This is a genomic window from Paracoccus sp. TOH (assembly GCF_030388245.1).
In the GTDB taxonomy this organism is placed as follows: domain Bacteria; phylum Pseudomonadota; class Alphaproteobacteria; order Rhodobacterales; family Rhodobacteraceae; genus Paracoccus; species Paracoccus simplex.
The window spans coordinates 351915-364829 of record NZ_CP098360.1 but is presented as its reverse complement, the minus strand read 5'-3'; the positions used below and the strand labels follow the sequence as shown (position 1 = coordinate 364829).

Below are 12915 nucleotides of genomic sequence, written 5' to 3'. Positions count from 1 at the left end.
GCCGCGCTCAGGCCGGCCGCGGCGGCAAGCCGGCGCTATTGGCCCAGGATGCGGTCATGCAGCCAAAGCCGGCCGCGGTCGATGTCCTGCCGCCATTCCGCCAGCACCCCGCCGCCCTGCTCGGCCGGGATCTGCGGCGCCAGCGCGTAAAGCGCCACCACCCCCAGCGCCAGCATCGCCGCCAGGCCGAAACCCGCCGCATAGCCCGAGCGGCGGGGGGCGGGCGGCGGCACCAGCGCCGGCACCAGCGCCGCGACCGGGGCTGCCTCGGCCGGGGCGGGTTCCTGTTCGGGCAGGGCGGGGCGCAGCAGCGGACGCTCGGACGCTGCGGCCGGCTCCTCGGTCTCGGGGCGCGGCGGGCCGGGGCGGGTCAGCGTCGCCGCCAGTTCCGCCGCGTCGGGCAGGGCGGGCGCCACCGCCTCGGGCCAGTCGGCGGCCGGTGCGGTTTCGGTGGGCCGGGGGACGTCAGGCCGGATTGCGCCGGGCTGCGATTCGTCGGCCAGCGGTTCGTCGGCCAGCGGTTCAGCGGTCCGGAATTCGCCAAGCCCCGGCCCGGCGGCGTCGGTCTGGCGGGTTTCGGCTGCCTGCTTTGCCGCCGCCTCCGGCCCGGCCCCGGCCGGTGCTGCGGCCTCGGCCGCCTGCGCGTCTGTATCCGCGTCCGCGTCCGGGGTTTCGGCCCGGATCGGCCCGGCCGCCGCCGCCACCGGCATCGCGGTTTCGGTCAGCGTCGTGGCCGGCCAGTCGATTGCCGGCGCGGTGCCGGCATCCCCGCCGCCCATGTCCGGCCCGGCCGCCGCCGTCGCGGGAATGTGATCGGCGCCGTCCGGGCGGATCTCGGCCTTGCGCGCCTGCAGCTCGCGGGCGGCCTCCTCGCGCAGGATGGCCAGCACCGACTCGTCCAGCGCCCGGTTCAGCGCCGGCCGCTCCTGCGGATCATAGGGCCCGGCAGCGGCCTCGGCTGCGGATTTTCCCGCGCCCGGCTGGAACCAGACATGGCTGCAGGCCGAGCATTCGACCTCGCGGCCGAGCGCCGGGATGGCGGATTCGGCGATCTCGTACTGGGCTCCGCAGCGCGGGCAGGTCAGGCGCATGAAATCGTCTCTCCTGGCGTGTTTCCTGGCCGTTTTCCGGCGGCTTTCCATCAAGCGGGCGTCTCGCATTCGCCGCGGGACTGTTCTATCAAGCCACGAACCGCGCGCCAAGCAGCCCGCAGGGGCCAAGCCGCCGCAAGGCAAGGAGTCACCCGTGATCGAAATGCAGAACCTGTCCTTCGGTTACAGCGGCGGAGATCCGCTGCTGGCCGATATGTCGCTGTCCCTGCAGCCGGGTTCCTTCCATTTCCTCACCGGCCCCTCGGGCTCGGGCAAGACCACCTTCCTGCGGCTCTGCTATGCCGAGCTGCTGCCGAGCGCCGGGCGCATGTCGGCCTTTGGCCAGGACGTGCGGGCGCTGTCCCGCGACGGCATCGCCGCGCTGCGCCGGCGCGTCGGCGTCGTGCATCAGGACACGCAATTCCTCGACCATCTGCCGGTGGCCGAAAACATCGCCCTGCCGCTGATCGTCTCGGGCGAGCCGGTGGACATGCGCGCCCTGGGCGACCTGCTGGCCTGGGTGCAGATGACGGGCCAGGCCCGCGCCCTGCCGCCCGAACTGTCGGGGGGCGAGCGGCAGCGGGCGGCGCTGGCGCGCGCCGTGGTCATGTCGCCCGACCTGATCCTGGCGGACGAGCCGACCGGCAACCTGGACTGGGACATGTCGATGCGGCTGCTGCAATTGCTGATCGAACTCAACCGCTCGGGCAAGGCGGTGCTGATCGCCACGCATGACCTGAACCTGATCCGCGCCGCCAAGCAGCAGGTGCAGGCGCGGGTGCTGCGGATTGCCGGCAAGCGGCTGCAACTGGCGGGGGCGGACCTGTGAAGAAAGCCGATCTGAAATCGCTCGACCTGGCGGCGCTGTGGCGGGGGCTGACCCGGCCCGATCCCGCCGGCCATGACCGGGTGGTGCCGCCCACCGGCTTCACCGCCCAGCTGACGGTGTTCTCGGCCGGGGCCATGGCCTTCCTGGCCGTCTTCGCCCTGGCGCTGGCGCTGGCCACCGGAAGGCTGGCCGAGCGCTGGTCCAGCGAACTGGCGCAGACCGTCACTGTGCGCGTCTCGGCCCCCGAGGAGCAGATCGACCGGCAGACCGCCACGGTGATGGAGGTGCTGAAGACCACCCCCGGCATCGCCGAGGCCCGGCAATTGCCCGGCGACGAGGTCGAGAAGCTGCTGGAGCCGTGGTTCGGCCCCGACATCCCGGTCGAAGCGCTGCCGGTGCCGCGGCTGATCGAGGTGACCGAGGCCGCCGAGGGCTTCGATGCCGAGGCGCTGCGCCTGCGGCTGCAGGGCGAGGCGCCGGGCGCGGTGCTGGACGACCATACCCGCTGGCGCGAGCCGCTGGTCTCGGCCGCGAACCGGCTGCGGGTGCTGGGGCTGGTGTCGCTGCTGCTGATCGCCGCCGCCTCGGCGGCGATGATCACGCTTGCGGCCAAGGCGGCGATGGCGGCGAACGGCCAGGTGATCCGGGTGCTGCGGCTGATCGGGGCGCGCGACATCACCATCGCCACCGCCTTCGTGCGCCGCTTCACCCGCCGCGCCGCCACGGGCGCGGCCGGCGGCACCGTGCTGGGCATGGCGGCGGTCTGGGCGCTGCCCTCGGTCGATCAGGCCGGCGGCTTCCTGACCGGGCTCGGCTTCCAGGGCTGGGGCTGGCTCTGGCCGCTGCTGATCCCGGCGCTGGCCGCCGCCATCGGCTTCGCGGCCACCCGCTGGGCGGCGCTGAAGATCCTGCGCGAGGTGCGCTGATGACCCGCCGCCATCCGCGTCCGCCCTCGATCCTGGACTGGCCGCGGGCGGTGGCCTATTACCTCTATATCGCGCTGGCGACCCTGGTGCTGGGGCTCTGGGGCCTGCCGCAGGCGCTGCGCGGCACCGAGGCGGCGAACCGCGTCGCCAGCCTGTGGCTGGACCAGATGCTGGGCGCGGCGCGGGTGATCCTGGGGGTGCGCATCGAATATCGCGGCACGCCGCCGGCCGGCGACTGCATCATCGCCTCGAAACACCAAAGCTTTCTCGACATCCTGGCGCTGGCCCGCGCCTGCCCGCGCCGCGCCTTCGTGATGAAGCGCGAGGTGCTGCGGGTGCCGATCATGGGCTGGTTCGCCCGCAAGGTCGGCTGCATCCCCATCGACCGCTCGCGCGGGAAAGAGGCGATGAAGCGCATCATCGCCGAGGTCGAGGCCGCCCGAGCCCGGCCCGAAGGGCTGGGCCAGCTGATCATCTATCCCGAGGGCACCCGCACCCGCCCCGGGCATCGGCTGCCCTACAAGCATGGCGCCGGCACCATCCAGCGCGCCACCGGCCTGACCATCCAGCCGGTCGCGGTGAATTGCGGCATGTTCTGGCCCAAGCGCGGCATCCCGATCCGCGGCGGCACCGCGGTGGTCGAGTTCCTGGAGCCGATCCCGGTCGGCCACCGCTCGACGCAGGTGATGGACCTGCTGGAGGAACGGATCGAAACCGCCAGCGCCCGGCTTTTCGCCGAGGCGGGGGGGCGGGCGGAAGGCGCTTGACCGGGCGGCGCGATCCATCGCGGACGGCCCGCGCCGCGCTTTGCGCCCTCGCAGAGCGGTCGGGGCGGGGCACTTGCTGAGATGCCGTCCGGATCCATGGCGGCTTTGCGAGACGGAAGCGGACGGTCCTGCGCAGCGTTGATGCAGGTGGAAAACCGGGCAAGAAAGGTTCCTGCCCGGTCCGTTGTTCAACGCTTCAAATGCAAGGTGGCGTTCGGGAACGGATAGCCGAAATCATCCCTGTCGCGCCGTGACACCTCGCGGAATCCCAGCGAGGTGTAGAAACGGACGGCCTGTTCGTTCGCGATATAGACATCGAGGGACAGTTCCCCCTTCTTGTCCAGCGCATGGGTGACAAGCTTGCTTCCAACGCCCATGCCTTGCCGGTCCGGAGAGATGAATATCCCGCCGATGAAACTGCCTAGCAAGCTGATGAAACCGATCGCCTCCTGATTGGAACAGGCCACCCAGGTCTCTGCTTTCGGAAGGTATTCCGTCTCGATCAGCTGACGTTGCTCAACCAGCTTCGGCTCGCCGATGAAGGGATGTGCCTTCAATGACGCGCTGAACCAGATGTCCGATAGCGTCTTGAGATCCGTTTCCGCCTCGAAGGGCCGGATCACTACGTCTTGGTTCTCCATGAGAACTCCACAGAAATCATGCAAAAAGGAACGGCATGAAATATGCCGAGCGATTCCGCTATGCGCGGGTCAATCGAGGCCTCTGTGCATAAGTCTCCTTCTGTGGGCGGTTCCGCTTATAGGCCGGAGCCCCGATCATGGTCAATGCCGCTTCCAGACCATCCGCGTTCTTCCGCCCAGCCGCGGACCGTTTCCGCCGCGAAGCCCCGCATCGCCGCGGGCCGCGGCCCCGTGGCAAGGAAATGCCGCGCGGGGTCATTGTGCAGCGGCGATGCGAACCCTACCTTCCAATCCGCCCCAGCGGCCAGAATTGAGGGGGATCCATGCGTCCGATTATTGATATTGACCATATTTCAAAGCAATACGACAGCGGCACCGTGGCGCTGAACGGCGTGTCCCTGCAGATCGAGGAGGGCGAGATCCTCGCCCTGCTGGGTCCGAACGGTGCCGGCAAGACCACGCTCATCTCGATCATCTGCGGCCTGGTGGTGCCCAGCGGCGGCACCGTCCGGGTCGGCGGCCACGATATCCGCAGGGATTGGCGCGCGGCGCGCAAGATGATCGGCCTGGTCCCGCAGGAGATCGCGCTCGAACCCTTCGAGACCGTCATCGACAGCGTGCGCTTCACCCGCGGCCTTTACGGCGAGGGGCCGGACGAGGCCTATATCGAGCAACTGCTGCGCAGCCTCGCGCTGTGGGACAAGCGCCAGGCCAGGACGCGCGAGCTGTCGGGCGGCATGAAGCGGCGGGTGCTGATCGCCAAGGCGCTGTCGCACCGGCCCAAGGTGCTGTTCCTCGACGAGCCGACGGCCGGCGTGGACGTGACCCTGCGCCGCGAGATGTGGCAGGTGGTGCGCGAACTCAGGGCGCAGGGCGTGACCATCATCCTGACCACGCATTACCTCGAGGAAGCCGAGGACATGGCCGACCGCATCGGCGTCATCAACCGCGGCGAGTTGCTGCTGGTGCAGTCCAAGGACGCGCTGATGGGCGAGTTCGGCAAGAAGCGCCTGACCATCGCGCTGGACAAGCCGCTGGCCGGGCTGCCGGCCGAGCTGCAGGACCGCGGCCTGGTGCTGTCGGCCGACGGGGCGACGCTGTTTTACGATTACGACACCCGCGCCGAACGCACCGGCATCGCCCGTCTGCTGGCCGATCTGTCCGGCTGCGGCATCGCCGTGCGCGACGTCTCGACCAAGCAGAGCAGCCTCGAGGAAATCTTCATGTCGCTGGTCGAGGACGAACCGGCCGAAAGCCAGGAGGTGCCGGCATGAACTGGCGTTCCGCCCGCGCGGTGTTCAATCACGAGATGGCGCGCTTCTTCCGCACCGTCTGGCAATCGCTGGCCTCGCCGGTGCTGTCCACGGTGCTTTACTTCGTGGTGTTCGGCGCCGCCATCGGCGGCCGCATCCAGTCGGTCGAGGGCGTGCCCTATGGCGCCTTCATCGTGCCGGGGCTAATGATGCTGACCGTGCTGCAGCAATCGGTGGCCAATGCCAGCTTCGGCATCTACTTCCCCAAATTCTCGGGCACCATCTACGAGATCCTGGTCGCCCCCACCGGCTGGATCGAGGTGACGCTGGGCTTCGTCGGCGCCGCCGCCGCGAAAGCCGTGCTGATCGCGCTGGTGATCCTGCTGACCAGCTTCTGGTTCAACGGCGTCCATATCGCGCATCCGTTCTGGATGCTGGCCTTCCTGGTGCTGACCGCCATCGCCTTTTCGCTTCTGGGCTTCATCATCGGGCTGTGGGCCAAGTCCTTCGAGCAGTTGCAGATCGTGCCGATGATGGTGGTCACGCCGCTGGTCTTCCTGGGCGGCGCCTTCTACTCGGCCTCGATGCTGCCGCCCTTCTGGGAGGGGGTAGCGAAGCTCAACCCGGTGCTCTACCTGATCTCGGGTTTCCGCTGGAGCTTCTTCGACCTGGCCGACGTGCCGGTCGGGGTGTCGCTGGTCGCGGTCGGGCTGATGATCCTGGTCTGCATGGCGGCGATCCGCTGGATCTTCCTCAGCGGCTGGCGGCTGCGGGAATAACCGCCGCCGCGTCCCGGCCGTGCCGCGCCACCCAGGCCTCGGCGCCGCGCAGCACCGCGTCGTGGACGCTGCGGCCGATGGCCTCGCCCAGCGCGGTATGCAGCCCGGCATGGCGCTCGGGGCCGGGATCGCAGGCCAGGGCGATGCAATCCGTGCCGGTGCCGGTCGCGACACCCCAGGGCAGCATCACCCCGGCCGCGATCACCGCGGCGGTGCGGGCCTCGGCGGCGATGGTCAGCGCCTCGATCATCGCCGCGTCCGTCAGCCCGGCCTCGACCAGCAGCGCGATGTTGATGGTGCCGTAGCCCGCGGGCGCGGCGGCCCGGCGCCGGCCGACCCGCTCGGCATTGCCCAGGCCCACGGTGGCCAGGCAGCGCGCCGGCCCGGCCTCGGCCTGCACGGCATGCTCCAGCCCGCGCGAGGTCATCATGCCCACCTCGGCGCCATGGCCGATGCGCGCCATCTCGGCGGCCAGCCAGGCGGTGGCGTCGAAGCCGGGGCCCAGATCGGCGTCGCGCACCTGCCGCCACAGGATATGCCGGGCGCGGCGGAAGCCCGGCCGATGCGGCGCAAAGGACAGCACCCGCCGCGCCCGGCCCAGATCGGCGATCAGCCAGGGCATGGCATATGTGATCCGCATCCCCTCGTCCCCCCTGTTTACCAGGCGATTATGCCTCTGCCCCCGCCGATGCAACCGCGCGCGGCCGGCATCGGCGGTGATCCCGGCGGCAAGGCCTGCCGCCGCCGCCGATGCCGCCGATGTTGGCGATCCTCCGGGCCGAATTTGTGCTATATAATGAGTCTCGTGGACAAATCCCCAAAACTGGGCGGGAAATGTCGTCGATGCGGACGAGGTTTACCTGCTGGTCCACAAGCATGAAACCGCACCGGCCGGATGGCAGGCCTATATCCAGGCGCAATTCGACGCGGTTTCGGACATATGCCTGGCCCTGCGCGAGAAATACCTGATCCAGGACGTGCTGGGGCACGAGGACATATCCCCGAAGCGCAAGGTCGATCCCGGCCCGGCCTTTCTGATGATCAGCCTGCAATCGCGGGTGATGGGCCGCAGCGACTAAGCGCCGGGGCCGGCATTGCGGCGCTTCGCCTCAGTTCCGGCACAGCCGCGTCTGCGGGTCCAGCTTGACATATTGCCGGGCCGAAATCTTGTGCATCTTCAGCGAATGCTTCCATTGGGTGTTCCACATGCGCAGGATGCCGCCGCGATAATATTGCGCCATCAGCTCGTCCACGATCGGCGGGATGATGGTGGTGCCGGGGATCCGCGGCGCATGGAAGCCGACCGTGGCGCCCGGGCCCAGGCAGGCATTGGGCAGGGTGATGTAGATCGTGCAGGCCGAGCGGCAATAGCCCCGCACCTCGACCCGCCGGCCGCTGCGCGCCAGCTCGTTGCGATACTGGATCGCCTCGATCACGTTGCCGCCCTTGTTGTTCCAGATCACGATCGGCTTGCCGCGGCCCTGCGCCTCGGCCGGGCCGGGCAGGGCGGACAGCGTGACGGCCAGCATGGCGACCGCGGCCAGCGCCGGCAGCAGCGGAACGGTAAGGCGGGTCGGGATGGGTCTCATGCTCATGTCCTCAGCTATGCCTCCCCGAACGCGCAAGTCCAAATGACGTTCCGGCGAGCTGCGCTTGGCGCTTAACAAGCGGCCCGCTTGCCACTATATGCCGCGCATCATGAGCCAGAACCCGCCCCTGCTGCGCCCCGATCTAGCCCCCCGCCCGATCTTCGACTCCGCCCGGGAAAAGGGGGGGCGAAGGGACGGGCAACCGACCATCGGCATGGTCAGCCTCGGCTGCCCCAAGGCGCTGGTGGACAGCGAGCGCATCCTGACCCGGCTGCGGGCCGAGGGCTATGCCATCAGCCCCGACTACAAGGGCGCCGGCGCGGTGATCGTGAACACCTGCGGCTTCCTCGATTCGGCCAAGGCCGAATCCCTGCAGGCCATCGGCGAGGCGCTGTCGGAAAACGGCAAGGTCATCGTCACCGGCTGCCTGGGGGCCGAGCCGGAATACATCACCGGCGCGCACCCTTCCGTGCTGGCGGTGACCGGCCCGCAGCAATACGAACAGGTGCTGGACGCGGTGCATTCCGCCGTGCCGCCGTCGCCCGATCCGTTCGTGGACCTGCTGCCGGCCTCGGGCGTGAAGCTGACGCCGCGGCACTACAGCTATCTGAAGATTTCCGAAGGCTGCAACCACGCCTGCAAGTTCTGCATCATCCCCGACATGCGCGGGCGTCTGGTCAGCCGCCCGGCGCATGCGGTGATCCGCGAGGCCGAGAAACTGGTCGAGGCCGGGGTGCGCGAACTTTTGGTGATCTCGCAGGACACCTCGGCCTACGGCCTCGACCGCAAGTTCGTGACCGAACGCGGCCACCGCGCCCATATCACCGACCTGGCCCGCGATCTGGGGTCGCTCGGCGCCTGGGTGCGGCTGCATTACGTCTATCCCTATCCGCATGTGCGCGACCTGATCCCGCTGATGGCGGCCCATTCCGAATCGGGCGGGCTGGTGCTGCCCTATCTCGACATCCCGTTCCAGCACGCGCATCCGGACACGCTGAAGCGCATGGCCCGGCCGGCGGCGGCGGCGAAGACGCTCGACGAGATCGCCGCCTGGCGCGCCGCCTGCCCGGACATCACCCTGCGCTCGACCTTCATCGTCGGCTACCCGGGCGAGACCGAGGCCGAGTTCCAGACCCTGCTCGACTGGCTGGACGAGGCGCAGCTGGATCGCGTCGGCTGCTTCCAGTATGAAAACGTCAAGGGCGCGCGGGCGAACGACCTGCCCGACCACGTTCCCGATCCGGTCAAGCAGGAGCGCTGGGACCGGTTCATGGAAAAGGCCCAGGCGATCTCCGAGGCGAAGCTGGCCGCCAAGGTCGGCCGCCGCATCGAGGTGATCGTCGATGCGGTGGACGCCGATGGCGCCACCTGCCGCACCAAGGCCGACGCGCCGGAAATCGACGGCAACCTGTTCATCGACGAAGGCTTCGAGGCGCTCTCGCCCGGCGACATCGTGACGGTGACGGTGGACGAGGCCGGCGAATACGATCTTTGGGGCCGGCTGGGCTGACGCCGTTCCGGTGCACGCCCTGTGTACGGCCGGTGCACGGGCGCTGCACGCTTGGCGCAGCGCAATCTCCAGCATTTGCTGGGCAATCCGCCGGCGGCGCCGTCCCGGCAGGGATGGCAGCGCGCGTTGCTGTTGCGCCGGGGCCACGGCCTCTCTGACAAACTCGTGACTGTCACGCCATCGTGACAGCGCGTCGCACCTTTGCGATAAGGGACAAAAGCGCCGCGGACAGGCGCATGAGGCAGAGGGCAGAGATGAAATTCCTGGGCAGGATTCTGATGGTGCTGCTGCTGGTCGCGGTGGCGGCCTGCGGACGCGGACCGTCGCAGCAACGGGCGGTGATGGCGGGGCAGGGGCTCGGCCCCAAATTCGGCGATTCGGCGCCGCATCCCTGGGTCGGAGGCCATCCCTACGACCATCCGGTGCACGGCATCGACATATCGCGCTATCAGGGCAGCATCGACTGGAGCACGGTGCGCGGCTCGGGCGTCAGCTTCGCCTTCATCAAGGCGACCGAGGGCGGAGACCATGCCGACCCGAATTTCCGCCGCTACTGGGCCGAGGCGGCGCAGGCCCGCATCCCGCGCGGCGCTTATCACTATTTCTACTTCTGCCGCTCGGGCCGGCAGCAGGCGGCCTGGTTCATCCAGAACGTCCCGCGCGAGCGCGGCGCGCTGCCGCCGGTGATCGACCTGGAATGGACCGCCTCGCGCACCTGCCCGCGGCGTCCGCCGGCGAATGAGGTGCTGCGCGAGGCCAAGATCTTCAAGGACATCCTGCACCAGTATTACGGCCAGCGCCCGATCATCTACACGACGGTCGACTTCTACCGCGACAACAACCTGGCCTCCTGGAACGAGGAATTCTGGCTGCGCTCGGTCGCCGGCCATCCGCGCATCGTCTATCCCGGCCAGCGCTACAGCTTCTGGCAATATACCGGCACCGGCGTGGTGCCCGGCATCGGCGGCAATGTGGACCTGAACGTCTTCGCCGGCTCGCCCGCGCAATGGCGCATGTGGCTGAACCGGAGGATGCAATAGCCCGCGCCCTGCTCTGGGCCGAGTTCGCGGCGCTCTATATCGGGGCGCCGCTGGCCATTGCGCTGTTCATGCCCGGCCACATGCTGTTCGCGGCGCTGGCCATGTTCAGCGCCGCCGGGCTGGCGCTGCTGTGGTTCACCGGCGGCTTCGACTGGCGCAGCCTGGTCTTCGGCTGGGGCCGCCTGCCCTGGCTCGAGATCCTCGGCATGATCGCGATCACCCTGGCGCTGGGCGTGGCGATCCTGTGGGTGTCCCGCCCGGGCGCCATCTTCGGCATGGCCCGGCGCGAGCCCGAGTTCCTGCTGGTGATCTGGGCCTTCTATCCGCTGCTTTCGGCCCTGCCGCAGGAGCTGATCTTCCGGCCGCTGTTCTTCCACCGCTACGCGGCGATCCTGCCCGAGGGGCAGGCGGCCATCGTGCTGAACGCCGCCATCTTCTCCTTTGCCCATCTGATGTATTGGTCCTTCGTCGTGGCGGCGCTGACCTTCGTCGGCGGGCTGTTCTTCGCCCGCGCCTATCTGCTGCGCGGCTTCCCCTCGGCCTGGGTGCTGCATGCGGTGGCGGGGAACACGCTCTTCACCGTGGGAATGGGGGTGTATTTCTACTCGGGCAACGTGGTGCGGCCGTTCTGATTGCTTGACTTCGCCCGCTGGTCGCGGTTGATGCGTGGCCGATACGAAGGGGAAAAGTGATGAGCGCCTATCGCAGCCATACCTGCGGCGAACTGACCGCCGCGAATGCCGGAACCGAGATCCGTCTGTCCGGCTGGGTCCACCGGGTCCGCGACCATGGCGGCGTGCTGTTCATCGACCTGCGCGACCATTACGGCATCACCCAGGTCATCGCCGACAGCGACAGCCCGGCCTTTGCCGCGCTGGAAAAGCTGCGCGCCGAGACGGTGATCCGCATCGACGGCCGGGTCAAGCTGCGCGACCCGAGCCTGGTCAACCCCAAGCTGCCGACCGGCGAGATCGAGATCTATGCCACCGACATGGAGGTGCTGGGCGCCTCGGACGACCTGCCGCTGCCGGTCTTCGGCGACCAGGACTATCCCGAGGAAACCCGGCTGGCCTATCGCTTCCTCGACCTGCGTCGGGAAAGCCTGCACAACAACATCATGCTGCGTTCGCAGGTGGTCCGCTCGATCCGCAACCGGATGTGGGACCAGGGTTTCACCGAATTCCAGACCCCGATCATCACCGCCAGCTCGCCCGAGGGGGCGCGCGACTTCCTGGTGCCCTCGCGCCTGCATCCGGGCAAGTTCTACGCCCTGCCGCAGGCGCCGCAGCAGTTCAAGCAGCTGATCATGGTCGCCGGCTTCGACAAGTATTTCCAGATCGCGCCCTGCTTCCGCGACGAGGACCCGCGCGCCGACCGCTCGCCCACCGATTTCTACCAGCTCGACCTGGAAATGTCCTTCGTCGAGCAGGAGGACGTGTTCCGCGCCATCCAGCCGGTGATCCAGGGCCTGTTCGAGGAGTTCGGCGGCGGCCGCCCGGTCGATGCCAACTGGCCGCGCATCCCCTATGCCGAGGCGATGCTGAAATACGGCAGCGACAAGCCCGACCTGCGCAACCCGATCGAGATGCAGGTGGTCAGCGAGCATTTCCGCGGCTCGGGCTTCGCGATCTTCGCCAAGCTCTTGGAGCAGGAGGGCACCGAGGTCCGTGCCATTCCCGCGCCGACCGGCGGCTCGCGCAAGTTCGCCGACCGCATGAACGCCTTTGCGCAACAGCAGGGCCTGCCCGGCATGGGCTATATCTTCTGGCGCAAGGCCGAGGACGGCTCGACCGAACCCGCCGGCCCCATCGCCAAGGCGCTCGGCCCTGACAAGACCGAGGCGATCCGCCTGCAGCTGGGTCTGGGCGAGGGCGACGCCGCCTTCTTCCTGGGCGGCAAGCCCGAGGCCTTCGAAGCCGTCGCCGGCCGGGCCCGCAACGAGATCGGCCGCGAGCTGGGCCTGACCGATGAGCACCAGTTCAGATTCGCTTGGATCGTCGATTTCCCGATGTATGAAAAGGGCGAGGACGGCCGCATCGACTTCAGCCACAACCCGTTCTCGATGCCGCAGGGCGGGCTCGAGGCGCTGTCGGGCGATCCGCTGGCGGTCAAGGGCTATCAATACGACCTGGCCTGCAACGGCTACGAACTGATCTCGGGCGCGATCAGGAACCACCGTCCCGAGATCATGTTCAAGGCCTTCGAGCTGGCCGGCTATGGCCGCGACGAGGTCGAGAAGCGCTTCGGCGGCATGGTCAAGGCCTTCCGCTACGGCGCGCCGCCGCATGGCGGCTGCGCGGCGGGCATCGACCGCATCGTCATGCTGCTGGCGGATGAGCAGAACATCCGCGAAGTCATCATGTTCCCGATGAACCAGCGCGCCGAGGATCTGATGATGGGCGCCCCCAGCGAGCCCACCAACGAGCAGTTGCGCGAATTGCGCCTGCGGGTGCTGCCGCGCGAATAGGCGGTTTCGGCGGCGCCTTGCCG

The 12915-nt window shown here is 68.8% G+C and carries 13 protein-coding genes; 9 read left to right on the top strand and 4 right to left on the bottom strand.

The features are described from left to right. Positions 1–35: 35 nt before the first annotated feature. Entirely contained in the window at positions 36–1091 is a 1056-nt protein-coding gene (locus NBE95_RS01750) for a zinc-ribbon domain-containing protein (protein WP_289894186.1), read from the bottom strand. 154 nt (positions 1092–1245) lie between these two features. Here NBE95_RS01750 and NBE95_RS01745 point away from each other — a divergent pair, with 154 nt between their 5' ends. Genes NBE95_RS01745 through NBE95_RS01735 form a run of 3 tightly spaced genes read left to right on the top strand, consistent with a single transcriptional unit; the run spans position 1246 to position 3613 of the window. Continuing rightward, complete coding sequence (locus tag NBE95_RS01745; RefSeq protein WP_289894185.1) at positions 1246–1920, top strand: ATP-binding cassette domain-containing protein; 675 nt, start codon at positions 1246–1248, stop codon at positions 1918–1920. Beyond that, complete coding sequence (locus NBE95_RS01740) at positions 1917–2846, top strand: FtsX-like permease family protein (RefSeq protein WP_289894184.1); 930 nt, start codon at positions 1917–1919, stop codon at positions 2844–2846. The genes NBE95_RS01745 and NBE95_RS01740 overlap by 4 nt, the downstream gene beginning before the upstream one ends. Then, the gene (locus tag NBE95_RS01735; RefSeq protein ID WP_289894183.1) at positions 2846–3613 is read left to right on the top strand and encodes a lysophospholipid acyltransferase family protein; all 768 of its coding nucleotides are present in this window, start codon (positions 2846–2848) and stop codon (positions 3611–3613) included. Before NBE95_RS01740 ends, NBE95_RS01735 begins: the two co-directional genes overlap by 1 nt. A gap of 188 nt (positions 3614–3801) precedes the next feature. Here NBE95_RS01735 and NBE95_RS01730 read toward each other — a convergent pair whose 3' ends face one another. Further along, positions 3802–4254: a GNAT family N-acetyltransferase gene (locus tag NBE95_RS01730; protein ID WP_289894182.1), complete on the bottom strand. Its 453-nt coding sequence runs from the start codon at positions 4252–4254 to the stop codon at positions 3802–3804. A gap of 323 nt (positions 4255–4577) precedes the next feature. Between NBE95_RS01730 and NBE95_RS01725 the strand changes: the two genes are divergently transcribed. Both NBE95_RS01725 and NBE95_RS01720 read left to right on the top strand, forming a co-directional pair. Continuing rightward, entirely contained in the window at positions 4578–5528 is a 951-nt protein-coding gene (locus NBE95_RS01725) for an ABC transporter ATP-binding protein (RefSeq protein ID WP_289894181.1), read from the top strand. Next, positions 5525–6286, top strand: coding sequence for an ABC transporter permease (locus tag NBE95_RS01720; protein WP_019352967.1), 762 nt, complete (start codon positions 5525–5527; stop codon positions 6284–6286). Before NBE95_RS01725 ends, NBE95_RS01720 begins: the two co-directional genes overlap by 4 nt. Here the strand turns inward: NBE95_RS01720 and NBE95_RS01715 are convergent. Together NBE95_RS01715 and NBE95_RS01710 are read right to left on the bottom strand one after the other, a co-directional pair. Further along, the gene (locus NBE95_RS01715) at positions 6261–6908 is read right to left on the bottom strand and encodes an adenosylcobinamide amidohydrolase (RefSeq protein WP_289894180.1); all 648 of its coding nucleotides are present in this window, start codon (positions 6906–6908) and stop codon (positions 6261–6263) included. The genes NBE95_RS01720 and NBE95_RS01715 overlap by 26 nt on opposite strands. 487 nt (positions 6909–7395) lie before the next feature. Further along, the gene (locus NBE95_RS01710; protein WP_289894179.1) at positions 7396–7881 is read right to left on the bottom strand and encodes a hypothetical protein; all 486 of its coding nucleotides are present in this window, start codon (positions 7879–7881) and stop codon (positions 7396–7398) included. A gap of 103 nt (positions 7882–7984) precedes the next feature. Between NBE95_RS01710 and rimO the strand changes: the two genes are divergently transcribed. From rimO to aspS, 4 genes are all read left to right on the top strand, one after another. Next, positions 7985–9385 carry a 30S ribosomal protein S12 methylthiotransferase RimO gene (rimO, locus tag NBE95_RS01705; RefSeq protein ID WP_289894178.1) on the top strand — a complete coding sequence of 467 codons (1401 nt, stop codon included), beginning with the start codon at positions 7985–7987 and terminating at the stop codon, positions 9383–9385. Positions 9386–9621: 236 nt separating this feature from the next. Further along, on the top strand, positions 9622–10425 hold the full coding sequence (locus tag NBE95_RS01700; protein ID WP_289894177.1) for a GH25 family lysozyme: 804 nt from the start codon (positions 9622–9624) through the stop codon (positions 10423–10425). Continuing rightward, a complete protein-coding gene (locus NBE95_RS01695; RefSeq protein WP_289894176.1) occupies positions 10392–11057 on the top strand; it encodes a CPBP family glutamic-type intramembrane protease in 666 nt (221 codons plus the stop codon). Before NBE95_RS01700 ends, NBE95_RS01695 begins: the two co-directional genes overlap by 34 nt. A 59-nt stretch (positions 11058–11116) precedes the next feature. Next, a complete protein-coding gene (gene aspS / locus NBE95_RS01690) occupies positions 11117–12892 on the top strand; it encodes an aspartate--tRNA ligase (RefSeq protein WP_289894175.1) in 1776 nt (591 codons plus the stop codon). Positions 12893–12915 lie beyond the last annotated feature (23 nt).